The following is a 24501-nucleotide window of genomic DNA, read 5'->3' as shown; positions in this document are numbered from 1 at the left end:
CATTCAGCATGTCTTCGATTGCGCGTCTCTCACGCAAATCCAGCTCTGTGTGGGCCATGTCCGTTCTCCTTGCTTTTCAGCAAGATAGGGGATTTGTCGCAACCCAGTTTAGAATGTGCCAGGAGCCGCGCTGCACCACCCATAACCAGCACATCGCCCGAGCGCAGCCAGGTGCTCTGCGTCCGCCCGCCCCGTTCCGCGTTGCCGACGCGGAAGAGCGCATCGTCGCCGAGGCTGATCGAGACGACGGGCTGGTCGAAATCGGCCTCGTCCCGATCGACGTGCATACCCATCCGCGCCTCAGGTCCGTACCAGTTGACGAGGCAGCATTCGGGCGCGCGCGCCTCCGGCACCAGCGCGTCCCAGACGGCCCGCACCCCGGCGGGGATCGGCGGCCAGGCCACGCCCGAAGGGTGCCGCGCCGCATAGCGGTAGCCGCGCCGGTCGCTGACCCAGCCGCATGTTCCGGCGGAAGTCATTCGCACCGAGAGCGGCTTGCCGAAGCGCGTCACCGGCTGCACGAAGGGGGCGGCGCGGGCGATGGCCCGGATCTCCCCGACCATCGCGGCCTGCCGCGCCGGGTCGAGCCAGCCGTCGTAGACGCGGATACCGCGCAGATCGCGCCCTGCCGTTTCGGTCAAATTCGCCCCCTTCACGTCCTTGCGACCCCAAAACCCCCTCCTTATATACCCCGTGATCCGCGGACCGGTATCTTGACCGGCCTGCATTGCATTCAACCTGGGATGAGAGCCGGGGCGCCTGAGAGGGCCCGGGTTCGCGCCATCGCCAAGAGAGGACCATTCGACATGGCAAAAGTCATCGGCATCGACCTCGGGACCACGAACTCCTGCGTCGCCATCATGGACGGGTCGACCCCCCGCGTCATCGAGAACGCGGAAGGCGCGCGCACGACGCCGTCGATCGTCGGCTACACCGAAGACGAGAAGCTGGTCGGCCAGCCCGCCAAGCGCCAGGCCGTCACGAACCCCGAGAACACCGTCTTCGGGGCCAAGCGCCTCATCGGCCGCCGGTTCGAGGACGAGGATCTCGCCAAGGACAAGAAGAACCTTCCCTTCAACGTCGTCGCCGGTGGCAACGGCGATGCCTGGGTCGAGGTGCGCGGCGAGAAGTACTCCCCCAGCCAGGTCAGCGCGCTGATCCTGCAGAAGATGAAGGAAACCGCCGAGAGCTACCTCGGCGAGGAAGTGACGCAGGCCGTCATCACCGTGCCCGCCTACTTCAACGACGCACAGCGTCAGGCCACCAAGGATGCCGGCAAGATCGCCGGCCTCGAAGTGCTGCGCATCATCAACGAGCCGACGGCCGCCGCGCTGGCCTACGGTCTCGACAAGAAGGAAACGAAGACCATCGCCGTCTACGACCTCGGTGGCGGTACCTTCGACGTGACCATCCTCGAGATCGACGACGGCCTCTTCGAGGTGAAGTCGACCAACGGCGACACCTTCCTCGGCGGTGAAGACTTCGACATGCGCATCGTGAACTACCTCGCCGAGGAGTTCAAAAAGGAGCACGGCACCGACCTGACGCAGGACAAGATGGCCCTGCAGCGCCTGAAGGAAGCTGCCGAGAAGGCCAAGATCGAGCTGTCGTCCAGCCAGCAGACCGAGATCAACCAGCCGTTCATCTCCATGGGCTCCAACGGCCAGCCGCTGCACATGGTCATGAAGCTGACCCGTGCGAAGCTCGAAAGCCTGGTGGGCGACCTCATCAAGGCGTCGATCAAGCCCTGCAAGGAAGCCCTGAAGGACGCCGGCATCTCCGCAAACGAGATCGACGAGGTCGTCTTGGTCGGCGGCATGACCCGCATGCCCAAGGTCGTCGAGGAAGTGACCAAGTTCTTCGGCAAGGAGCCCCACAAGGGCGTGAACCCCGATGAGGTCGTCGCGATGGGAGCCGCCATTCAGGCCGGTGTCCTGCAAGGCGACGTCAAGGACGTGGTCCTGCTCGACGTCACGCCGCTTTCGCTCGGCATCGAGACGCTGGGCGGCGTGTTCACCCGCCTCATCGACCGCAATACCACTATCCCGACGAAGAAGGCCCAGGTCTTCTCCACCGCCGAGGACAACCAGAACGCCGTGACGATCCGGGTGTTCCAGGGCGAGCGCGAAATGGCCGCGGACAATAAGATGCTCGGTCAGTTCAACCTGGAAGACATTCCGCCCGCGCCGCGCGGCATGCCCCAGATCGAGGTGACTTTCGACATCGACGCCAATGGCATCGTGTCGGTCGGCGCCAAGGACAAGGGCACCGGCAAGGAGCAGACGATCACTATCCAGGCGTCGGGCGGTCTCTCGGACGAGGACATCGAACAGATGGTGAAGGACGCCGAGGCAAACGCCGAGGCCGACAAGGGCCGTCGCGAGCTCGTCGAGGCGCGCAACCAGGCGGAAAGCCTCGTGCACTCCACGAAGAAGTCGCTCGAGGAGCACAGCGACAAGGTCGACCCGTCCACCGTCGAGGCGATCGAACTGGCCGTCTCCGCCCTCGAGGAATCGATGGAGAGCGAGGACGCCGGCAAGATCAAATCCGCGATCCAGAACGTGCAGGAAGCCGCGATGCGCCTCGGCGAGGCGATCTACAAGGCGTCGGCCGAAGAGGGGCAGGGTGGTGACGATATCGACCCGACAGACGGCCCCGCGCAGGGCGACGACGACGAGATCGTCGATGCCGACTTCGAGGATCTCGACGACGAGAAGCGGGCCTGAGCCTCGGTTAAGGACAACGAGACCGGCCCCCGCGGGCCGGTCTTTTCGTTGGAGTTTGTATGATGGCGAAACGTGACTACTACGAGACGCTGGGTGTCTCGAAGGGGGCCAGCGCGGACGAGATCAAGAAGGCCTACCGCAAGAAGGCCAAGGAGTTGCACCCCGACCGCAACGCCGACAATCCGAACGCCGAAGCCCAGTTCAAGGAAGCCAACGAGGCCTACGACGTCCTGAAGGATGCCGAGAAGAAAGCCGCCTACGACCGCTTCGGCCACGCCGCCTTCGAGGGCGGCATGGGCGGTGGCGGCGGTCCGCGCCGACCGCAGGGCGGGCAGGGCGACTTCGCCTCGGCCTTCTCGGACGTCTTCGAGGATCTCTTCGGCGACTTCATGGGCGGTCAGCCGGGCGGCCGTGGCGGCGTGCGCAGTCGCGCCACACGCGGCTCCGACCTGCGCTACAACATGCGCATCTCGCTGGAGGAGGCCTTCGCCGGCCAGCAGAAGACGATCAACGTGCCGACGGCCGTGAAATGCGGCACCTGTGACGGCAAGGGCACCGAGGGGGCATCGGAGCCCGCGACCTGCCCGACGTGTTCGGGCATGGGCAAGGTGCGCGCGCAGCAGGGTTTCTTCACCGTCGAGCGGGCCTGTCCGACCTGCAATGGGGCCGGGCAGATCATCAAGAACCCCTGCAAGACCTGCGGCGGTGGCGGCCGGGTCGAGAAGGAGCGCCAGCTGTCGGTCAACATCCCCGCTGGGGTCGAGACGGGCACGCGCATCCGCCTTTCGGGCGAGGGCGAAGCCGGCCTGCGCGGCGGGCCGACGGGCGATCTCTATATCTTCATCGAGGTGGAAACCCATCCGATCTTCGAGCGCGACGCGACCAGCCTCTATTGCGCGGTCCCCGTGTCGATGACGACGGCCGCGCTCGGCGGCGAGGTCGAGGTACCCACGATCGACGGCGGCCGCTCCCGCGTAAAGGTGCCCGCCGGGTCGCAGACGGGCCGGCAGATGCGCCTGCGCGGCAAGGGGATGCCCGCCCTGCGCGGCGGCGGTGTGGGCGACATGATGATCGAGCTTGCGATCGAAACGCCCGTCAACCTGACCAGCCGGCAGAAGGAAATCCTGCGCGAGTTCGAGAAGATCGACGCCGACAACAATCCGCAGGGCGACAGTTTCTTTCGTAAGGTCAAGGGTTTCTGGGACGGCATGACCCAATGAAATCAGGGGGCAACTTAGTGCCCCCTGTCGTCTTTAGCTTAACCGCTGGCAGTGAGCGCACTTCGGCTTCCCACCGGTGCCAGAACGTATGTTCTCGCGCTCGATGTTGTTGCCCTCAGTGCAAGCGGTATTGTCGTGGTGAACACTCTGTTTGACAGAGTGCCACGGGGTCCGTTTAGCCATACTGGCTCCTTACGTTTGGACCGCTCTTGACACCGATTCCACCGTTGATTCACAGTGGAGTTGCCTAGAAGACCAGAGCGGCCACGGTTGCTGGGTCCCTAGTACCGGCTCCACCTGACGGGAAATCTCGTGGAGTCGGACCTAGTCCCTCTTGTAGCGTGACTCCGCAGATAACGCTGAGTCAAGAGAGTCACACTACAATTTGGTATTCTACTGAAACGTACCACCAAGAGTGGTAGGCCTAGCCGCCGACCCAGCACGCGGCGAGCAGCGCCATGTTCAGGATGTCGGAGGAGGTCGAGCCGGTCGAGGCGATCTGCACCGGGCGGTCGATGCCCGTCAGGATCGGGCCGATCACCGTGGCCCCCGCCATCTCCTGCATCAGCTTGACCGAGATCGAAGCGGAATGCCGCGCCGGCACGACGAGCACGTTTGCCGGCCCCGTCAAGCGGGAGAACGGGTATTGCGCCGCGATGTCACTGTTGAGCGCGACGTCGACGGTCATCTCGCCCTCGAACTCGAAGTCCGCTCCGCGCGCTTCCAGCACGGCGGGGGCCTGGTGCATTTTTTCGGCCCGTTCCGAGACCGGGTAGCCGAAGGTCGAGAAGCTGACGAAGGCCACGCGCGGCTCCAGCCCGAGCGCCCGCGCCACGCGCGCGCCGGCCTCGGCGATGGTGGCGAGGTCTTCCTCCTCGGGCCATTCGTTCACCAGCGTATCGCCGATCAACACGATCCGACCCCGGTGCAGGAGCGCGGTGATGCCCACTGCCTCCTTGTTACGCTGGATGTCGAACACATGGTCGAGCAGGCGGATCGCATGGGCCGACTTGCGCGTGGCCCCCGTTACCAGCCCGTCGCCATGCTCATGCGCCAGCATCAGCGCGGCGAAGACATGCCGGTCGCGCGAGGCGAGGCGGTGCACGTCCTGCTGATCGTAGCCCTGCCGCTGCAGCCGCTCGTAGAGGAAGCTCTTGTATTGATCGAGATGCCGCGTGTTGGCCGCGTTCACGACCTCCAGCTCCCGCGTGGCGTCGGCCAGACCCGCCGCCTCCAGCTTGGCGCGCACGTCGTCGTCGCGCCCGATGACCAGCGCCTTGCCATAACCGTTCCGCTGATAGGCGACGGCGGCGCGCAGGACGCGCGGGTCGTCGCCCTCGGCGAAGATCATCCGCGCCTGCGCCTGCCTCGCCCGTGCGGAGATGCCCTGTACGATGCTCGCCGTCGGATCCATCCGCGCGGCCAACGCATCGGCATAGCCCGGCATATCGACGATCGGCCGCCGCGCGACGCCCGTGTCCATCCCCGCCTTGGCGACTGCCGGCGGGACAACGTGAATGAGCCGCGGGTCGAAGGGCGTCGGGATGATATAGTCTCTACCAAAGGACAATTTGCGCCCGTAGGCGACCGCGACCTCATCTGGCACGTCTTCCCGCGCAAGTTCGGCCAGTGCCTCGGCACAGGCGATCTTCATCTCGTCGTTGATGGCGCGCGCATGGATGTCGAGCGCGCCGCGGAAGAGATAGGGAAAGCCGAGGACGTTGTTGACCTGGTTAGGATAATCCGACCGCCCCGTGGCGACGATGGCATCGGCACGGACCTCGTGCGCCTCTTCCGGCGTGATCTCCGGATCGGGGTTCGCCATGGCGAAGATCACCGGGTTTTCCGCCATATTAGAGACCATTTCGGGCGTCACCGCCCCCTTCGCCGACACCCCGAGGAAGACGTCGGCCCCGACCATCGCCTCCTCCAGCGTGCGCAGCTCCGTCTTGACGGCGTGGGCCGACTTCCACTGGTTCATTCCCTCGGTCCGGCCCTGGTAGATGACGCCCTTTGTGTCGCAGGTGATGCAGTTCTCGTGCTTCGCGCCCATCGACTTCAGAAGTTCGATACAGGCGATCCCCGCCGCCCCGGCCCCGTTCAGTACGATCTTCACATCCTCGATGGCCTTGCCCGAGATATGCAGCGCATTGATGAGGCCGGCGGCGCAGATAACCGCCGTACCGTGCTGGTCGTCGTGGAAGACGGGAATGTCCATCTCCTCCTTCAGCCGGCTTTCGATCATGAAGCACTCGGGGGCCTTGATGTCCTCGAGGTTGATGCCCCCGAAGCTGGGGCCCATCAGCTTCACGGCGGCGACGAAGGCGTCCACGTCCTCGGTGTCGAGTTCGATGTCGATGGAATTGACGTCGGCGAAGCGCTTGAAGAGCACCGCCTTGCCCTCCATCACCGGTTTCGAGGCCAGCGCGCCGAGGTTGCCGAGGCCCAGAACCGCCGTCCCGTTGGAGATGACGGCAACGAGGTTGCCCTTGGTCGTATAGTCGTAGGCCGTGGCCGGGTCGGCGGCGATCGCCTCGCAGGGGACGGCCACGCCGGGCGAGTAGGCCAGCGACAGGTCGCGCTGCGTCGCCATGGCGGTCGAGGCGCTGATCTCGATCTTCCCGGGCCGCGGCTCCAGATGGTATGCGAGCGCCTCTGCGTCGGTGATCTTGCTGCGTCCGGCCATGATGTCCTCCCTCACGTCGGGATGGTGTAGCGGGCGGTTTGCGGGGGCGATAGGGTGCTAGCGCGAACACCCGGGGGTTTCATGTCCGTCACGCCGATGATGGCCCAGTATCTGGAGATCAAGGCCGAGGCGCCGGACGCCCTGCTGTTCTACCGGATGGGCGATTTCTACGAGCTGTTCTTCGACGATGCCGTCGCCGCCGCCGCCGCGCTCGACATCGCGCTCACCAAGCGGGGCAAGCACCTGGGCGAGGATATCGCCATGTGCGGCGTGCCCGTGCACGCGGCCGAGAACTACCTGATGACGTTGATCCGAAAGGGATTTCGCGTTGCCGTCGCCGAGCAGCTGGAAGCCCCGGAGGAGGCCAAGAAGCGCGGCTCCAAGTCGGTCGTCAAACGCGGGATCGTGCGGCTCGTCACGCCGGGCACGCTCACAGAGGATACGTTGCTCGACGCACGTGCGCACAACTACCTCGCCGCCTTCTGCGAGGTGCGGGGGCAGGGGGCGCTCGCCTGGGCCGACATTTCGACCGGCGCGTTTCACGTCGCCGCTTGCCCGCGCGTGCGCCTCTCGCCCGACCTCGCGCGTCTCGGCGTGCGCGAGCTGGTTCTGGCAGAGGGTGAGGATGGCACCGAGATCACCGCAGACCTCGGCACGTCGATCACCCCGCTCGGGCGCAGCGCCTTCGATTCGAACGCGGCCGAAAGCCGGTTGAAAGGGCTGTTCGCGGTCGGCTCGCTGGATGCGTTCGGCAGTTTCGACCGCGCGGAATTAGGCGCGATGGGTGCCCTCGTCGAATACGTGGAGATCACGCAGCGCGGAAAGCTGCCGCTGATGCGCCCGCCCCGGCGCGAGGCAGCGTCTGATCTCATGGCGATCGACGCCGCGACGCGCCGCAACCTCGAATTGACGCATGGGGCTACGGGCGGGCGCGACGGCTCTCTCTTGCTCGCCATCGACCGAACGGTCACGGCAGGCGGCGGTCGCCTGCTGGAGCGGCGTGTCTCGGCCCCCTCGACGCGGGAGGGGTTGATCCGCGCGCGGCTCGACGGCGTGAGCTGGGCGGTGGAGAACGACGCCCTGACCGCCGAGATCCGCGAGGCACTGCGCCGCGCACCGGACATGGACCGCGCGCTCTCCCGCCTGTCGCTCGAGCGGGGCGGGCCGCGCGATCTGGCCGCCGTGCGCGGCGGGTTGCGGACGGGCGAGACGCTGTTTTCCCGTTTGTCAGAGACTGATCTGCCGCTCGACATCACCGATCTCATCGGGCAGGAGGCGCTGCTCGACCTGCTCGACCGCGCGCTTGTCCCCGAGCCACCCCTGATGCTGCGCGACGGGGGTGTCATCGCTCCCGGCTTCGACGCCGATCTCGATGAGGCGCGCAAGCTGCGGGACGAGGGGCGCGGCGTCATCGCCGGGCTGCAGAAGGATTACGTCGAGGCGACGGGCATCGGCTCGCTCAAGGTGAAGCACAACAACGTGCTCGGCTACTTCGTGGAGACGACGGCCACCCACGCGGAGAAGATGCGCGCCGACGACCGCTTCATCCACCGGCAGACGACGGCGAACCAGGTGCGCTTCACGACCGTCGAATTGTCCGAATTAGAGACGAAGATCCTCAATGCGGGCGGTCGCGCGCAGGCCATCGAAGACCGGTTCTTCGGTGACTTGCGTCAGGCCATTCTTACGCAATCCGACGCCATCTTCTCGGCGGCGCGCACGCTCGCCGAACTCGACGTGACAACCGCGCTCGCCGATCTCGCACGGGGCGAGGGCTGGGTGCGGCCCCGCGTCGACGGCAGCCGCGCCTTCGAGGTGAGTGCCGGGCGACACCCGGTCGTCGAACGCGCGCTCAAGCGCGATGGCGCGCCCTTCGTGGCGAACGACGCGATGCTGAGCGCCGACGACGGCGCGGCGATCCGGCTTCTGACCGGGCCGAACATGGCAGGTAAATCGACCTGGCTCCGGCAGAACGCGCTAATCGCGGTGCTTGCGCAGATGGGCAGTTTCGTGCCCGCAGACGCTGCCCACATCGGGATCGTCAGCCAGCTTTTCAGTCGCGTGGGCGCCTCGGACGATCTGGCGCGCGGGCGATCGACCTTCATGGTCGAGATGGTGGAGACGGCCGCGATCCTCAATCAGGCCGACGACCGCAGTTTCGTCATCCTCGACGAGATCGGGCGCGGCACGGCCACCTACGACGGGCTCAGCATCGCCTGGGCGACGCTCGAACACCTTCACGACGTCAACCGCTGCCGCGCGCTCTTCGCCACGCATTACCATGAGATGACGGCGCTTTCCGCCAAGCTCTCGGGCGTGGAAAACGCCACCGTCGCGGTGCGCGAGTGGGAGGGCGAGGTGATCTTCCTGCACGAGGTTCGGGAGGGGGCGGCAGATAGATCCTACGGCGTGCAGGTCGCGAAACTCGCCGGCCTGCCCGAAGCGGTCGTGGCGCGGGCGCGCGACGTGCTCGATGCGCTCGAAGCCGGCGAGCGGGAGGGCGGAGCGAAACCGAAGGCGATCATCGACGACCTGCCGCTCTTTGCCGCCACGCCCCCGCCGGCAACAGCACCACACAAGCCGAGCGCCGCCGAGGAGAAACTGCGCGATGTGTTGCCGGATGAGCTGACGCCGAAGGCGGCATTGGAGCTGGTCTATGAGCTGAAAGGGCTTGTTTAGGGACTGTATTCGTCCCTTTCATGCGTCATCGCCGGGCCTGACCCGGCGATGAAAGTGGCTTGGGGATCCTCGGATCAAGTCCGAGGATGACGCGTCGCAAGAGACCCTCGGGTCGGGCCAGAGGGTGACGGGGGGATCAGCCCGGGTTCGAGGAGACGCCGACCTGTGCGGGGCGCAGCAGGCGGTCGTGCAGCTTGAAGCCCTCGGCGGCGACCTGGATGATCTCGCCGGCCTTGGTATCGGGCAGGGGGGCCTCGAACATCGCCTGATGCAGCTGCGGGTCGAACTTGTCGCCGATCTCAGGCGCGACGAGCGTGATGCCGTGCTTGTTGAAGACGGTGAGGATCTCCTTCAGCGTCAGCTTCACGCCCTCGATCACGCCGTCGTTGGCCTCGCCCGCGGCGTCGAGTGCCCGGCGCAGGTTATCGTAGACCGGCAGCAGATCGCGCGCGAGTTTGGAGCCGCCGTATTGCTCGGCCTCCACCCGGTCGCGGGCGGCACGCTTGCGCACGTTTTCCGCCTCGGCGAGCGACCGCATCAGTCGGTCGCGCATCTCATCGCGTTCCGCGACGACCGCCTCCATCGCCGCGCGCCCGGATTTCGGAGCCTCGTCCGGCTCTTCCTCCATCGCGGCATCGAGATCGAAATCCTCTTCCAGCATCTCGGGGTCGTCGAGGAACGACTCGTCCTTCGGTTCGGCCATAAATCCCTCTGTCTTCTATCCTTTGGGCGCGGCGAGCATTCGCCCGACCAGTTGTGCCGTGTAGTCGACGATCGGAACGATCCGACCGTAGTTGAGCCGCGTGGGGCCGATCACGCCGACCGCACCCACGATTTTTCGATCCGCGTTCATATAGGGAGAAACCACCAAAGATGAACCGGAAAGTGAGAAGAGTTTGTTCTCGGATCCGATGAAGATCCGCACGCCCTCGCCTTCCTCTGTGAGCGAGAGGAACTCGGCGATGTCGCGCTTGCGCTCCAGGTCGTCGAAGAGGGTGCGGATGCGGTCGAGCTGCTCCGCGTCGCCGCTCTGACCCAGGAGATGCGAGCGCCCGCGCACGATCAGGCGCTCCGACCACTCGCCCGCATCTTCCCAGACGGCGAGGCCCTTTTCGATCAGGTCGTGCGCCAGCGTGTCGATCTCCTGACGTCGGGCGGCGACCTCCTTCGTCATCAAGTCCTGCAGGTCAGAGATCGTGCGCCCCTCGATCATCGCGTTCAGCAGGTTGGCCGCCTCTCGCATGGCGCTGGGCGTCTGGCCCTCGGGCGGCACGAAGACGCGGTTCTCGACGTGACCGTCCGCAAAGACCAGCACGACGAGCGCGCGGTCCGCGGCGAGCGAGACGAACTCGATGTGCTTGATCGGCGCCTCGCGCTTCGGGGCGAGCACGAGCGACGCGCCCTGCGTGATACCCGAGAGGGCGCTGCCGACGCGGTCCATCATCGCGGTCACGTCATCCTCGGAGGAACCGACGGTCGCCTCGATGCGATCCCGGTCCTCATCACCGAGCTGCGCCTCGAGCAGCCCGTCGACGAACATGCGCAGCCCCGCCTGCGTCGGGATGCGGCCCGCGCTGACGTGCGGTGCGGCGAGGAGGCCCAGATACTCCAGATCCTGCATCACGTTGCGGATGGTGGCCGCAGAGACCTTCTCGGACATGCTCCGCGTCAGCGTCCGGCTGCCGACCGGATCACCGGTGCCCAGATAGCCCTCCACCACCCGCCGAAAGACTTCGCGGGAGCGGTCGTTCATCTCGGCCAGGATCTGCGCGTTGTCGGGCATCGGACCTCCGGGGGGCGTTTGGGATGTATGCAACCGCCGGGGCAGCGTCAATCGGGGGGTTGCATGGGGGCAGGGCCAGAGGCATGTCGGGGGCAATCATGAGACGGGAGAGACACATGCGACCTTCGGGACGCGCACTGGACCAGATGCGCGACATATCCATCGAGACCAACGTGACGATGCATGCCGAAGGGTCCTGCATGATCCGCTGCGGCAATACCCACGTCCTCTGCACCGCTTCGCTGGAGGAGCGGGTGCCGCCGTTCCTGCGCAACACCGGGCAGGGTTGGGTCACAGCCGAATATGGTATGCTGCCGCGCGCGACGACCTCGCGGATGCGGCGCGAATCCGCCGCCGGCAAGCAATCGGGCCGCACGCAGGAGATCCAGCGCCTCATCGGACGGTCCCTGCGCGCAGGAATCGACCGGCAGGCGATGGGCGAGCGGCAGATCACCGTCGATTGCGACGTGATCCAGGCCGACGGTGGCACCCGCTGCGCGTCGATCACGGGCGGCTGGGTCGCACTGCGGCTCGCCGTGAACAAGCTGCTGAAGGCGGGCGACCTGACGAGCGACCCGATCCTCGATCACGTCGCCGCCGTCTCCTGCGGTGTTTACGCCGGCCAGTCGGTGCTCGACCTCGACTACCCGGAGGACTCGGAAGCCGGGACGGACGGCAACTTCGTGATGACCGGCGCGGGCCAGATGATCGAGCTGCAGGCGAGCGCGGAGGGCGCGACCTTCTCCAAGGATCAATTTGCGGAGCTGATGGCGCTGGCCGAGAAGGGCGTCTCCGAGCTCGTCGCCGCGCAGAAGGCCGCCGTCGCGTGAGGCGGTTTGAGGGCAAGGAACTCCTGATCGCGACCCACAACCTGGGCAAGCTCGACGAGTTCCGCGCCCTGCTCGCACCCTATGGCATCACCTGCCGGTCGAACCGGGACTTCGACTTGCCGGAACCGGAGGAGACGGAGGAGACTTTCGCCGGCAACGCCCGCATCAAGGCGCGGGCGGCCGTCGCCGCGACGGGTCTACCGGCGCTTGCCGACGATTCCGGCATCGAGATCGAGGCGCTCGACGGGCAGCCTGGCGTCCATACCGCCGATTGGGCCGAGACGCCCGATGGCCGTGATTTCCTGCAGGCGATGACGCGTGCCTGGGATGCGCTTGAAGCCCGAAATGCCCCCGAGCCACGGCGCGCGCGGTTTTGCGCGACGCTCCTCTTGATGTGGCCCGACGGGCACGAGGAGGTGTTCGAGGGTCATGTCGCCGGGCGGCTCGTCTGGCCGATCAGGGGGGAGACGGGGCACGGCTACGACCCGATGTTCCAACCCGACGGATACGAGCGCACCTTCGCCGAGATGGACCCGGCAGAGAAGAACGCCATCAGCCACCGCGCCGTCGCGCTTGAGAAGATGCGGGCCTGCTTCGAGGGTTCGGCATGACCCGGCGGCTCATCTCCACCGGGTCGCCCTTCGAGGCGGCGGCCGGATACTCCCGCGCCGTGGTGCAGGGCGACTGGTGCTTCGTAGCCGGGATCACCGGTTACGACTATGCGACGATGGAGCTACCCGAGGGGATCGCCGCGCAGGCGCAGAACTGCTTCGACACGCTCACGGGTGTGCTGAGCGAGGCCGGCTTCGGGATGGAACATATCGCGCGGGTTACGCATCTTGTGAGCGATCGGGGACACGTAGACGCGCTTTTGCCCGTCTTAGAGACCAATCTCGGTCAGATCCGCCCGGCCGCGACGATGATCGTGGAGGATTGATGAAACCCGAAATGCTCTATGAGCTGGAGGTCACGGCATTCCGGGGGACGTGACCGAAAACTGGCAGGAGGCCGGATTCGGCCTCTATGTGCATTGGCCGTTCTGCGCGGCGAAGTGCCCCTATTGCGACTTCAACAGCCACGTCTCGGATCGCGTGGACCACGCCCGCTGGGCCACGGCGCTTCAGCGCGACCTGCGATACTGGGCCGAGCGAACCCCGGGTCGGCGGCTTTCGACGATCTTCTTCGGCGGGGGCACCCCCTCGATGATGGCCCCCGAGACCTTGGCCGCCGTGATCGAAGCGGCGCGCGGCCTCTGGACGCCGGCCAACGACCTTGAAGTCACGATGGAGGCAAACCCCACGTCGGTCGAGGCGGATCGCTTCGCCGCCTTTGCCGATGCGGGCGTCAATCGGCTCTCGCTCGGGCTACAGGCCCTCGACGACGGGGCCCTGCGCCGGCTCGGTCGACAACACGACGTCCGCGAGGGGCTTGCGGCGCTCGAAGTGTCGAAATCGGTCGTCGATCGCGTGTCTTTCGACCTGATCTACGCGCGTCAGGATCAGACCGCGAAGGCTTGGGAGACCGAGTTGCGACAGGCGCTCGACCTCGCCGGGGAGCATCTGTCGCTCTATCAGCTGACGATAGAGCCCGGGACCGTCTTCGCCCGTCGCGCCGCCGTGGGGAAGCTGCGGGGCCTGCCGGACGAGGACCGCGCCGTCGACCTCTGGAACATCACGCAGGATCTCTGCGCCGCCGCCGGTCTGACGCGCTACGAGACGTCGAACCACGCGCGACCGGGTACAGAGGCGCGGCACAATCTGATCTATTGGCGCGGCGGTGACTGGCTCGGGGTCGGACCGGGGGCACACGGGCGTCTGTCCTTCGGCACGGCGCGCCTTGCGACCGTCGCACATCGCGCCCCGGGCACCTGGCTCGACCGAAACGAGACAACCGGAAGCGGCACCGAGAGCGAGGACGCGCTGCCGCCGGCGGAAGTTGCCGAGGAATACCTTCTGATGGGGCTACGGACGCGCGACGGTATAGACCTCGGCCGACTCCGGCGTCTGGGCGGTGACGTCGACGCCTCGAGCCTGGGCAGGATGGTTGAGCTTGGCATGGTCTCGACATCCGGCGACCGGCTTCGGACGACGGAGGCGGGTGCGCTGCTTCTCGACGCGATCCTGGCCGAGCTATCCCCGATCGAGCCCTGACGAGAGCAACTCGCACAGGCGATCGAGGTCGTCGAGCGACCTGTAGCGGATCGAGAGATGCCCGCCCTCGTCCCCGGCTGCATGGTTGATCTGAACCGAGAGGCCGAGACTTGCGGAAAGGTCGCCCTCGAGCGCACGCGTATCGGCGTCCTTCTCCGGCGCGGCCCCAGCACGGCCCGACTTGCCCGGCGATGCCGTACCTTCGGTCGTGGCCTTGGCGAGGCGCTCCGTTTCCCGCACGGAGAGGCCGGCCGACACCACCCGCCGGGCCAGCGCAACCGGGTCCGGTGCGTTGATGAGGGCCCGGGCATGACCCGCAGAAAGCGCACCCTGACGCAGCATGTCCTGCACGGCTTCGGGCAGTTTCAAAAGGCGCATCAGGTTGGCGACGTGGCTGCGCGATTTGCCCAGGACGCTGCTCAACTGCTCCTGCGTATGACCGAACCGCTCCATGAGCTGCCGAAAGCCGAGTGCCTCCTCGATGGCGTTCAGATCAGCGCGCTGGATGTTTTCGATGATCGCGATCTCCAGAACCTCGGTGTCGTCGAGCTCGCGCTGGATGACTGGCACCTCATGCAGACCGGCGCGCTGCGCCGCGCGCCAGCGGCGTTCGCCGGCGACGATCTGAAACTCGCCGGCCGCGCCCGGATCGGGCCGGACGATGAGTGGCTGCAGAATACCCTTCTGCGCGATCGACGCAGCAAGATCCGAGAGGTGATCCTCGTCGAAGGTGCGGCGCGGCTGATCCGGATTCGGCCGGATCTTCTCGATCGGCAACGTGCGATCCGGCGTCGGCGCGGTGGACATGTCGGTGGCGGAAACGCCGACGTCGGCCATAAGGGCGGACAGGCCGCGTCGCATCGCGCGCTTTGGTGGAGCGTCAGACATGGGAGACCTGTTTCTGTTCGTTACGCTGGAGAAGCTCGGCGGCCAGGCTGCGGTAGGCAATCGCGCCGCGCGACGTTGGGTCGTAGTTGAGGACCGGCATGGCATAGCTCGGGGCCTCGCTCAGCCGAACGTTCCGGGGAATCTTGGTTTCGAAGACGAGATCCCCGAGGTTCTCGCGGGCGTCTTCCTCGACCTGCTGGCAGAGGTTGTTGCGGCGATCGAACATGGTGAGGACGATGCCCTCGAGGCGCAGGTCCGCATTTGCCGTCGACCGAACTTCCCGCACGGTGAGAAGCAGTTGGGACAGACCTTCAAGCGCGAAGAACTCCGCCTGGAGCGGAACGAGAACCGTATCCGATGCAACAAAAGCGTTTACTGTCAGTAGGTTAAGTGATGGCGGGCAGTCGATCAGGATGTAGGAATAGGGCGCGCTTCGCAGCCGGAGCGCGTTCCGAAGATGCATCACCCGCCGCGCGCTGCTCATCAGCTCGGCGTCGGCAGAACTGAGGTCCATGGTGGCGGGAATGATATAGAGACCGTCGACGTCGGTCTTGTGCGCGATATCGCTCGGCGCGGCGTCTCCAAGCAACAGGTCGTAAGTGCTCTGGGTGCGCGTGCCCTTGGACACGCCGAGGCCGGTCGACGCGTTTCCCTGCGGGTCGAGATCAACCACGAGAACCTGCTCGCCACGGACCGCAAGCGCCGCGCCGAGATTGATCGCAGTGGTGGTCTTTCCGACGCCGCCCTTCTGATTGGCAAGACTGATGATCTTGGATCTCATGCTCGAACTTTTCTTAGCTTGGTGATCTTGAGAATCACGGACCCACTGTCAGTAGTCCGTTCGATCACATCTAATTCATAGTCCCAATCCCGACGCGCTTCCATCTCTTCTTCGGCCCAGTTCACACCCTTGGGGTAAAGATAGGTCGTTTCCCCGTGACCGTGACGCGAACCAAGACTGAGGAGCGCGGGCAGAGCTGCAAGGGCGCGGGCACTGACGATGTCGGAGTGTCTGGGGGTAACATCTTCGATCCGGCCATGAACAATCTCGCAGTTCAGTGCGAGCTCACGACGAGCCGTTTTGAGAAATGCACATTTCCGCGCGTCGCTTTCGATCAGCGTGACGGAGGTCTCGCTCCCTACCAAGGCGGCGACAACAAGACCGGGAAAGCCACCGCCGCTACCCATATCGACCCAGCTTCGTGCTGACCCGATCTGCTGAACCAGAGCAAGGCCATCGGAGATATGATGCTGCCAAAAGGTTTCGAGCGTCTTGCGGGACACGATATTGATCTTGGGAGTCCACTTTCTCACCAACAACTCAATGCCGTCAAAGACCGCCAATGTTTCACGTGAAACATGCCGTGCAATGTCGGAGCGGTTCACGCAGATTTCCGTGGGGAAGACTTGAGATGCGCAAGAAGCAGAACGATCGCTGCAGGCGTGATACCTTCCATCCGCCCCGCATGTGCGAGCGTCTCGGGTTGAGCTTTGCTCAATTTTATACGGATCTCGTTCGAAAGGCCCTCAACCTGCGAAAAATCGAAGTCTGACGGGATCACCAAGGCCTCGTTGGCCTTCACCTTCTCAATTTCACGTCGTTGCCGCTCGGCATAGATCTCGTAGGTCGCATCGCGTTTGAGTTGTTCGACAACCCATTTTTCCGTCGCTGCTTCAAGGCAGCCCGCCTTGCTCAAAACATCATAGTCGACATCTGCCAACCGCAGGGCATCAAGTACGGAGATTGCCGGGCCATCCGGACGGATCTTGACGCCCTGCAGTGCAAGATTGCGAAGGGGCACGGCATGTGCGGTCAGCCGCTGCCGCGTCGTTGAAAGTTGATCCTGCTTTCTACGATAGGCGGTCCGTCGGACATTTCCTACGCACCCAAGGCCGATCCCCGTTTCCGTCAACCGGCTGTCGGCATTGTCGGCGCGCAGAAACAAACGATACTCCGCACGAGACGTGAACATACGATATGGCTCCGTAACGCCGCGCGTCACCAGATCGTCGATCAAGACCCCGATATAGCTCTCCGTCCGCGAGAAATGACATGCGTCTTCGTCTCGAACGAAACGCACGGCGTTGAGAGCGGCAACGAGGCCCTGGGCACCGGCTTCTTCGTAGCCTGTCGTCCCGTTGATCTGACCCGCAAGGTACAATCCGCGACATCCTTTGACCGCCAAAGCCGATGTCAGACTGCGTGGATCGACATAGTCGTATTCGATTGCGTAACCCAGCTGAGCGATTTCGGCGTTTTCCAAGCCCGCGATCGAACGGACATAGTCTTCCTGCACATCAGCAGGAAGCGAAGTCGAAATACCGTTCGGATAGATCAGATCGGTCGAGAGGCTCTCTGGCTCGAGAAAGATTTGGTGAGATGGTTTCTCAGCAAACCGGACCACTTTGTCCTCAATGGATGGACAGTATCGCGGGCCGGTTCCTTCGATCATTCCACCGTACATTGCGGAACGTTCCAGATTTGCACGAATTATCTCATGGGTCCGCTCGTTTGTGTGCGTGATGGCGCAAGAGGTTTGAGGTGCAAAGGGTTTTGTGTGGAGGAAAGAAAACAATGTAGGCGTTTCATCGCCATGCTGTTGCTCCAAATCGTTCCACCGGATCGATTTGCGCCGCAGTCGCGGAGGCGTCCCCGTCTTCAGGCGACCGATACAGACACCCAGATCACGAACGCGGTCAGCAAGCCGCGTCGATGCCGCAGCATCCATGCGCCCACCAACCGTTTTTTGCTCACCGATATGCATCAATCCGCGTAGAAAGGTTCCGGATGTCAGGATCACAGCACCGGCGTGAATATCTGTTCCGTCACCAAGGCAGACGCCGGAGATTTCACCATCTGTCCCGGAGCAGAGGTCGACTACCTCACCCTGGATAATTGTCAGGCCCTCGGCGGCATCGAATTCAGCCTGCATTGCTTGCCGATACAAGACACGATCCGCCTGCACTCGGGGGCCCTGAACCGCTGGCCCCTTCCTACGATTGAGCAAGCGAAACTGGATTGCCGACTTATCGGCGACGCGCCCCATCAAACCATCGAGCGCATCGATCTCTCGAACGAGATGACCTTTCCCCAATCCGCCCATCGCCGGGTTACACGACATCACCCCAAGATCGTCCCGCCGGAATGTCACCAGTGCAACCGACGCACCCATACGCCACGCTGCATGTGCCGCCTCGCAACCCGCGTGACCGCCACCAACGACGACAATGTCAAACTGCGAATGTTTCACGTGAAACACCTATTTGCCCAAACAGAAAGAAGAGAACACTTCGTCCAAAACCTGCTCAATATCAACCCCGCCGATTACAGCCTGTAAGGCGGCGATCGCTTCGCGAAGCTTGTGCGCCAGAATGTCCGTTTCAAGCACATCGAACTGCGACAGCACCTCGCTCAAACGGACCTCTGCCTCCGTTAACGCCAGACGGTCCCTTTCCCGAGAAATCAGTCCCGTGTCTGAGACCCGACCTCCAAGAATACCCCCGATACGCTCCAGCAAGGTTTCCAAGCCAGCTCGCGTGACGACCGAAATCGCGTCTTCATCTCCGTAGAGATCCCCTTTCGTCCGAAGCTCGAAATCGTCCTTGCCTTTCTCGAATGGCCAAGGCGGCGCACGATCTTCCTCGTGCAGAAGAATGCGAAGATCCGCTCGCTCTCCCCGTTCGAGAGCTCGGGCGATGCCAATCGACTCCACCATGTCTTCAGTCGGTCGAAGACCCGCGGTATCTATGAAAACTACAAGTAAACCATTGATTTCAAAACGAACTTCAATGATATCTCTTGTCGTACCTGCCACGTCCGTCACGATCGCGGCCTCGCTTCGGGTCAATGCGTTGAGCAATGACGATTTCCCGGCATTCGGAGCCCCGACCAAGGCAACCTCGAAGCCGGACTTCAGGCGCGCCACGCCCGAAACTGCCCGGATCTCCTCCACGAGCTCGGCACGAACCGTAGAGATCAACTCGATGACTTCCTCGTCGACCGTTTCCGGCACCTCCTCGTCCGCGAAGTCGATCGTCGCCTCCACCAGCGCCGTCGCACGGATCAATTTGCGTCGCCAGGCACCGATGCGATCGCCGACTTCGCCCGACAGGACACGCATCGCATGTCGACGCTGCCCTTCCGTTTCCGCATCGATCACGTCACCGAGTCCCTGAACCTCGGCGTAGGTCAGCCGTCCGTTCAGAAGGGCACGACGGGTAAACTCTCCCGGTTCGGCCAGACGCGCGAGCCCGGTGTCGGAAATCGCGGTAAGCACAGCGCGCACGACCGCGATACTGCCATGCAGGTGCAGTTCGATCACCGACTCGCCGGTGAAGCTCGCGCCTTCTGCAAAAGCCAGCACGAGCGCCTGATCCAGCATCTCGCCGGCGGCGTCTCGCAGAACGGAGACGCGGCTGCACCGCGGGTCCGGTGGCCGCGCACCGAGTGCCTCGAGCACATCTACCGCCTGCGGTCCCGAAATCCGGACGACAGCTACGCCGGCCTTTCCCTGCGCGGTCGCCAGGGCAAAGATCGTCTCCTCCACCCCGGTGCCTCCGCGATCAGGAATTCATCGAGTCGAAGAAATCGGAGTTCGTCTTCGTCTGCTTCAGCTTCCCGATCAGGAACTCGATTGCATCGGTCGTCCCCATCGGGTTCAGGATCCGGCGCAGCACGAAAGTCTTCTGAAGGTTCTTCGGATCGACCAGCAGATCCTCCTTACGCGTGCCGGACTTCAGGATATCCATGGCCGGGAAGACGCGCTTGTCGGCCACCTTGCGGTCGAGCACGATCTCGCTGTTACCGGTGCCCTTGAACTCTTCGAAGATCACCTCGTCCATCCGACTGCCCGTATCGATCAGAGCCGTCGCGATGATCGTGAGCGACCCACCTTCCTCGATATTGCGCGCGGCACCGAAGAAGCGTTTCGGACGCTGGAGCGCGTTGGCGTCCACACCCCCGGTCAGAACCTTGCCCGACGACGGCACGACGGTGTTGTAGGCCCGGCCGAGGCGCGTGATCGAGTCGAGAAGGATGACGACATCCCGCTTGTGCTCCACCAGGCGCTTGGCCTTCTCGATGACCATCTCGGCAACGGCGACATGTCGGGTGGGCGGTTCGTCGAAAGTAGAGGAGACGACCTCACCCTTCACCGATCGCTGCATGTCGGTGACTTCCTCGGGCCGTTCGTCGATCAGCAGGACCATGAGATAGCAGTCCGGGTGGTTCGTTTCGATCGACTTGGCGATATTCTGGAGAAGCACCGTCTTACCCGTCCGCGGCGGAGCCACGATCAGGCTGCGCTGGCCCTTACCGATCGGCGCGACGAGGTCGATGATCCGGGCGGAACGATCCTTGATGGTGGGATCCTCGATCTCCATCTTGAAGCGTTCATCCGGGTAGAGCGGCGTCAGGTTGTCGAAGCTGACCTTGTGCTTGGCCATCTCCGGATCGTTGAAGTTGATCTCCGTGACCTTGGTGAGCGCGAAGTAGCGCTCGTTGTCGTCCGGGGCCTGTATGATACCGTCCACAGTGTCACCGGTGCGCAGCGAGTGCTGGCGGATGACCTCGGGCGAGACATAGATGTCGTCGGGCCCGGAGAGGTAGTTCGCCTCGGGCGAGCGCAGGAAGCCGAAGCCGTCCTGCAGCACCTCGAGCACGCCTTCGCCCGAAATCTCCCAGCCTTCGTCCGCACGCTCCCGCAGGATCGAGAACATCATCTCGCCCTTGCGCATGGTCGAGGCGTTCTCGATTTCGAGCTCTTCGGCCATGTCGACAAGCGCCTTGGGCGACATCGCCTTGAGATCACGGAGGTTGAGCTGACCGGGCACGTCGTCGTTCACGGCCTCGGTCTCGGGTGTCGTTTCATCACGCATCTGGATGCACTCCTACGGGGAAGCGGCGCGGCCCCTCCCCGGGATCGCGGTCACAACTGGAATTTCGAAAACCGGCCTTCGGATCAGGACGACCCACCGGTGCAAGCCACCTAAGCGGAGGAGACCGCCAAGTCAATCGAACACCCCTTGTCAGAACGGTCGGACGATTATCGCCACCACGATCACGATCAGGAGGAGCGTCGGCACCTCGTTCATCATGCGGTAGTACCGGCCCTGTCGGAGCGACCCGGTCAGAAGCCGCTTCCGCTCCCCCGCGCACCACATGTGAAAGACGGTCATCGCAACCACGCTCAATGCCTTCGCCCAGGCCCAGACCGATCCCCAGTCGATCCCGCCGAACCCGATCAGGACGAGTCCGAACCCCCAGGTCGCGATCATCGCCGGGGTCATGATCGCCTTCAGAAGTCGACGCTCCATCACCTCCAGCACCGGGATCATCTCCGGCACGTTTTCGGCCTTCTCCGCGTGATAGACATAGAGCCGCGGTAGGTAGAAAATCGCCGCCATCCACGCGATCACAGAGATAACGTGCCCGGCCTTGAGCCAGAGATACAGGTCCCCCATGGTGCTCCCTTTCGTCCCGACCTTCCTATCTTAAAGAAAGAGAAAGAGAAGGATGATGTTCTTTGTTGGAGCGGTGGAAAACGGGGATTAAACCGCTCTCCTGCATCGCTCCACAATTCAGGATGATCCACCTCATCTTACGCGTGTGTCTGGGGATAACCCATGGCCGAGCAAAGGCTGCCGAGCGGTATTGCTGTGGAACGTCCTGGGGGGTGCAGGGGTGAGCACGGGGTACAGGGTCAGACGTTCCACAGCTGGCGTGCAAACGCATCCGACGCCGAAAGGTTCCCGAAAAAATTCGCGGATGTGCCGACTTGTCCTCCGGACGTGCAGGGTTCACTCCTGTCACAGTCTTTCCCACCGGATTTCACCCCCGGTTTTCCCCAAGGTTGTCCCGCTGTCGCCGATGCTGATTCTCGCCTCCACTTCGCAAACGCGCCAGACGCTCCTGCGCAACGCGGCGATCCCGTTCGAAGCCCGGCCGCCCCGCGTCGACGAGGAGATGGTCAAGGATGCGCTCCTGGCCGAGGGTCATCCACCCCGTAACGTGGCCGATGCCCTGGCCGAGATGAAAGCCCTGCGCGTCCGCGAAGCGGGGCTCGTCCTCGGGTGCGATCAGGTGCTCGACCATGACGGAACACTCGTCTCGAAGCCCGAGACACCGGAAGCGGCCGTCGCGCAGCTCACCGCGCTCGCGGGTGGCAAGCACCGCCTCCATTCAGCCGCGGTCGTCGCAGAGGACGGCAAGCCGGTGTGGCGCCATGTCTCGACGGTCGCGATGACCATGCGCGCCGCAAGCGCCGATTACGTTGCGGGCTACGTCGCGCGCCACTGGGAGGAGATCCGTTGGTCCGCCGGAAGCTATACGCTCGAAGGCGAGGGTGCGCGGCTCTTCCACCGCGTCGACGGGGACTACTTCTCCGTCCTGGGTCTACCGCTTCTGCCGTTGATCGACTTTCTCGTCACCCGCGGAGACCTCGAAGTATGACCGTTCTTGCCGGCGTCATCGGCGATCCCATCGCGCAGAGTCGGTCGCCCCGACTCCACGGCCACTGGCTGCGACGCTACGGAATCGACGGTCACTACGTTCCGCTCCACGTCACGCCGGATCGGCTGGAGGCGACCTTGCGACTCTTGCCCGATCTCGGCTTTCGGGGGTTGAACTGCACCATTCCCCACAAGGAAGCCGTCTTCCGTTTGGCCGATGACGTGACCGACCGGGCCCGGGCCGTCGAAGCAGCAAATACGCTGAGCTTCGAGTCGGATGGCCGTATTATAGCAGACAATACAGATGGTTACGGTTTCATTGCCAACCTTCGGCAACAGGCTCCGGGCTGGCGGCCCGATCATCCCGCGCTCGTCCTGGGTGCGGGCGGTGCCGCGCGGGGTATCGTGGCCGCCTTGCTCGATGCGGGCGTGCCGGACATCACGATCGTCAACCGCACGCGCGCCCGGGCCGAAACCCTGGCGGCGCTCTTCGACGCCCATGTGACCGCTCTCGATTGGGAGGACGGGCCCACGGCGCTCGCCGATCACGGTCTTCTCGTGAACACGACGAGCCTCGGGATGAGCGGACAGCCACCGCTCGATTTCGACCTCGGTGCCATGGCTGACGGTACGACGGTGGCCGACATCGTCTACAGCCCGCTTGAGACGCCGCTGTTGCGCAATGCCGCGGCGCGCGGCGCGGTTACCGTGGAAGGGCTGGGGATGCTCCTGCATCAGGCGGCGCCGGGGTTCGAAGCCTGGTTCGGGCGCGCTCCGGTCGTCGATGCGGAGTTGTGCGCGGCCGTACTCGCATGATCCTGGGCCTCACCGGATCCATGGGCATGGGCAAGTCCACGACGGCGCAGATGTTCCGCGATCTTGGCGTGCCCGTCTGGGATGCGGATGCGACGGTTCATGCGCTTTATGCCGAGGGTGGTGCGGCCGTCGAGCCGGTCGCACGCCGCTTTCCAGGCACGCGGACGGAGACCGGTATCGACCGATCCGCTCTGCGCGCCGCTCTGAACGCCGAGCCGGAGACCGGGCTCGACGCGCTCAACGCCATCGTCCATCCGCTCGTCGCTGCCGACCGTGGGGCCTGGACCGTGAAACAGGGCGCGGGCCTCGTCGTCTGGGATGTTCCGCTCTTCTTCGAGACGGGGACAGATGCCGCCTGCGACCGCGTCGCCGTCGTCACCGTCGATGCCGAGACGCAGCGGGCCCGCATCCTCGCGCGGGGCACGATGTCGCCGGCGGAGCTCGACCTCATTCTTGCACGGCAGATGCCCGACGCTGACAAGCGCGCACGGGCGGACTACATCATCGAGACGACGGACATGGACCGCGCACGGTCCCGGGTCGCCGAGATCGTGGAGGAGCTGACATGAGGGAAATCGTTCTCGACACCGAGACGACGGGCTTCGAGCCCGAAAGCGGCGACCGCATCGTCGAGATCGGGGCCGTCGAGCTTATCAACCATGTTCGCACGGGGCGGGAGTACCACCAGTACATCAACCCCGAGCGCACGATGCCCGACGACGCCTTTCAGGTGCACGGGCTGGGTGACGACTTCCTGAAGGATTTTCCCGTCTTCAAGCAGGTCGGGCAGGCGTTCCTCGACTTCATCGGCGACGCGAAGCTCGTGATCCACAATGCGGCCTTCGATATGAAGTTCCTCAACGCGGAGCTTCAATGGATGGGCCTGCCGATAATGCATATGGACCGGGCGATCGACACGCTTGCCATCGCCCGCGCCAAGTTTCCGGGCTCGCCCGCGTCGCTCGACGCGCTCTGCCGTCGCTTCGGTATCGACAACTCGAGCCGGGTGAAGCATGGCGCGCTCCTCGACAGCGAGATCTTGGCGGAAGTCTACCTGGAGCTGATCGGCGGGCGGCAGCCTGCGATGTCGCTGGTCAGTCGGGGTGCCTCGGGGCCCGATACGGACGGCACCGAATGGGTGCCGCGCCCGCGTCCGACGCCTCTGCCGTCGCGCGTGAGCGAGGCCGAGGCCGAGGCTCATGCGGCTTTCGTGGAAGGTCTTGGAGACGCTGCGCTCTGGAAGACGCTACGCTAGGGCGGCCCGACGCGCGCTC

General features: G+C 64.4%; 21 protein-coding genes and 1 pseudogene. 11 read left to right on the top strand and 11 right to left on the bottom strand.

What is annotated here, in order from left to right; translation table 11 throughout:
* Positions 1-29: 29 nt before the first annotated feature.
* On the bottom strand, positions 30-641 hold the full coding sequence (locus HSX43_RS17405; protein WP_268884089.1) for an alpha-ketoglutarate-dependent dioxygenase AlkB family protein: 612 nt from the start codon (positions 639-641) through the stop codon (positions 30-32).
* A gap of 165 nt (positions 642-806) precedes the next feature.
* On the opposite strand from HSX43_RS17405, the gene dnaK reads away from it, so the two are divergent.
* Complete coding sequence (gene dnaK, locus HSX43_RS17400) at positions 807-2726, top strand: molecular chaperone DnaK (RefSeq protein WP_179381409.1); 1920 nt, start codon at positions 807-809, stop codon at positions 2724-2726.
* 62 nt (positions 2727-2788) lie between these two features.
* Positions 2789-3946 carry a molecular chaperone DnaJ gene (gene dnaJ / locus HSX43_RS17395; RefSeq protein ID WP_179381408.1) on the top strand — a complete coding sequence of 386 codons (1158 nt, stop codon included), beginning with the start codon at positions 2789-2791 and terminating at the stop codon, positions 3944-3946.
* Positions 3947-4370: 424 nt separating this feature from the next.
* Here the strand turns inward: dnaJ and HSX43_RS17390 are convergent, their stop codons facing one another.
* The gene (locus HSX43_RS17390; RefSeq protein ID WP_179381407.1) at positions 4371-6632 is read right to left on the bottom strand and encodes an NADP-dependent malic enzyme; all 2262 of its coding nucleotides are present in this window, start codon (positions 6630-6632) and stop codon (positions 4371-4373) included.
* Between the two features lie 81 nt (positions 6633-6713).
* Between HSX43_RS17390 and mutS the strand changes: the two genes are divergently transcribed.
* The gene (mutS, locus tag HSX43_RS17385) at positions 6714-9311 is read left to right on the top strand and encodes a DNA mismatch repair protein MutS (protein ID WP_235962719.1); all 2598 of its coding nucleotides are present in this window, start codon (positions 6714-6716) and stop codon (positions 9309-9311) included.
* A 136-nt stretch (positions 9312-9447) separates the two neighbouring features.
* Here the strand turns inward: mutS and HSX43_RS17380 are convergent, their stop codons facing one another.
* Both HSX43_RS17380 and hrcA read right to left on the bottom strand, forming a co-directional pair.
* Entirely contained in the window at positions 9448-10014 is a 567-nt protein-coding gene (locus HSX43_RS17380) for a nucleotide exchange factor GrpE (protein WP_179381406.1), read from the bottom strand.
* A gap of 15 nt (positions 10015-10029) precedes the next feature.
* Positions 10030-11094 (bottom strand): heat-inducible transcriptional repressor HrcA, encoded by a 1065-nt coding sequence (gene hrcA / locus HSX43_RS17375; protein WP_179381405.1) that lies wholly within the window; start codon positions 11092-11094, stop codon positions 10030-10032.
* Positions 11095-11210: 116 nt separating this feature from the next.
* Here hrcA and rph point away from each other — a divergent pair, with 116 nt between their 5' ends.
* The 4 genes and pseudogenes from rph to hemW all read left to right on the top strand — a co-directional run bounded on the left by rph (position 11211) and on the right by hemW (position 14074).
* Positions 11211-11924, top strand: coding sequence for a ribonuclease PH (gene rph, locus HSX43_RS17370; protein WP_179381404.1), 714 nt, complete (start codon positions 11211-11213; stop codon positions 11922-11924).
* The gene (locus tag HSX43_RS17365; protein ID WP_179381403.1) at positions 11921-12535 is read left to right on the top strand and encodes a non-canonical purine NTP pyrophosphatase; all 615 of its coding nucleotides are present in this window, start codon (positions 11921-11923) and stop codon (positions 12533-12535) included. The genes rph and HSX43_RS17365 overlap by 4 nt, the downstream gene beginning before the upstream one ends.
* Positions 12532-12914: pseudogene (locus HSX43_RS17360) on the top strand (RidA family protein). Before HSX43_RS17365 ends, HSX43_RS17360 begins: the two are co-directional and overlap by 4 nt.
* A complete protein-coding gene (gene hemW / locus HSX43_RS17355; protein WP_328795489.1) occupies positions 12911-14074 on the top strand; it encodes a radical SAM family heme chaperone HemW in 1164 nt (387 codons plus the stop codon). The pseudogene HSX43_RS17360 and the gene hemW overlap by 4 nt, the downstream one beginning before the upstream one ends.
* Here hemW and HSX43_RS17350 read toward each other — a convergent pair.
* From HSX43_RS17350 to hemJ, 7 genes are all read right to left on the bottom strand, one after another.
* Complete coding sequence (locus HSX43_RS17350) at positions 14054-14962, bottom strand: ParB/RepB/Spo0J family partition protein (RefSeq protein WP_179381402.1); 909 nt, start codon at positions 14960-14962, stop codon at positions 14054-14056. The genes hemW and HSX43_RS17350 overlap by 21 nt on opposite strands.
* Positions 14955-15743 (bottom strand): ParA family protein, encoded by a 789-nt coding sequence (locus HSX43_RS17345; RefSeq protein ID WP_179381401.1) that lies wholly within the window; start codon positions 15741-15743, stop codon positions 14955-14957. Before HSX43_RS17345 ends, HSX43_RS17350 begins: the two co-directional genes overlap by 8 nt.
* On the bottom strand, positions 15740-16348 hold the full coding sequence (rsmG, locus tag HSX43_RS17340) for a 16S rRNA (guanine(527)-N(7))-methyltransferase RsmG (RefSeq protein WP_179381400.1): 609 nt from the start codon (positions 16346-16348) through the stop codon (positions 15740-15742). The genes HSX43_RS17345 and rsmG overlap by 4 nt, the downstream gene beginning before the upstream one ends.
* A complete protein-coding gene (gene mnmG, locus HSX43_RS17335) occupies positions 16345-18222 on the bottom strand; it encodes a tRNA uridine-5-carboxymethylaminomethyl(34) synthesis enzyme MnmG (RefSeq protein WP_179381399.1) in 1878 nt (625 codons plus the stop codon). Before mnmG ends, rsmG begins: the two co-directional genes overlap by 4 nt.
* The gene (gene mnmE, locus HSX43_RS17330) at positions 18223-19509 is read right to left on the bottom strand and encodes a tRNA uridine-5-carboxymethylaminomethyl(34) synthesis GTPase MnmE (protein ID WP_179381398.1); all 1287 of its coding nucleotides are present in this window, start codon (positions 19507-19509) and stop codon (positions 18223-18225) included.
* 16 nt (positions 19510-19525) lie between these two features.
* Positions 19526-20839 carry a transcription termination factor Rho gene (gene rho, locus HSX43_RS17325; protein ID WP_179381397.1) on the bottom strand — a complete coding sequence of 438 codons (1314 nt, stop codon included), beginning with the start codon at positions 20837-20839 and terminating at the stop codon, positions 19526-19528.
* A gap of 150 nt (positions 20840-20989) precedes the next feature.
* Positions 20990-21424, bottom strand: coding sequence for a protoporphyrinogen oxidase HemJ (gene hemJ, locus HSX43_RS17320; protein WP_179381396.1), 435 nt, complete (start codon positions 21422-21424; stop codon positions 20990-20992).
* Positions 21425-21821: 397 nt separating this feature from the next.
* On the opposite strand from hemJ, the gene HSX43_RS17315 reads away from it, so the two are divergent.
* The 4 genes from HSX43_RS17315 to dnaQ are packed head-to-tail and all read left to right on the top strand — an operon-like array spanning position 21822 to position 24482.
* On the top strand, positions 21822-22412 hold the full coding sequence (locus HSX43_RS17315) for a Maf family protein (protein ID WP_179381413.1): 591 nt from the start codon (positions 21822-21824) through the stop codon (positions 22410-22412).
* Positions 22409-23227, top strand: a complete 819-nt coding sequence (locus HSX43_RS17310) for a shikimate dehydrogenase (RefSeq protein WP_179381395.1) — start codon at positions 22409-22411, stop codon at positions 23225-23227. Before HSX43_RS17315 ends, HSX43_RS17310 begins: the two co-directional genes overlap by 4 nt.
* A complete protein-coding gene (gene coaE, locus HSX43_RS17305; protein WP_179381394.1) occupies positions 23224-23796 on the top strand; it encodes a dephospho-CoA kinase in 573 nt (190 codons plus the stop codon). Before HSX43_RS17310 ends, coaE begins: the two co-directional genes overlap by 4 nt.
* Entirely contained in the window at positions 23793-24482 is a 690-nt protein-coding gene (gene dnaQ / locus HSX43_RS17300; protein WP_179381393.1) for a DNA polymerase III subunit epsilon, read from the top strand. The genes coaE and dnaQ overlap by 4 nt, the downstream gene beginning before the upstream one ends.
* Positions 24483-24501: the final 19 nt, after the last annotated feature.

It is taken from the genome of Jannaschia marina, from assembly GCF_013404595.1.
Classification (GTDB): Bacteria; Pseudomonadota; Alphaproteobacteria; order Rhodobacterales; family Rhodobacteraceae; genus Jannaschia; species Jannaschia marina.
Note: the sequence above shows the minus strand (reverse complement) of the source record. Positions and strands in the feature narration are given on the sequence as shown.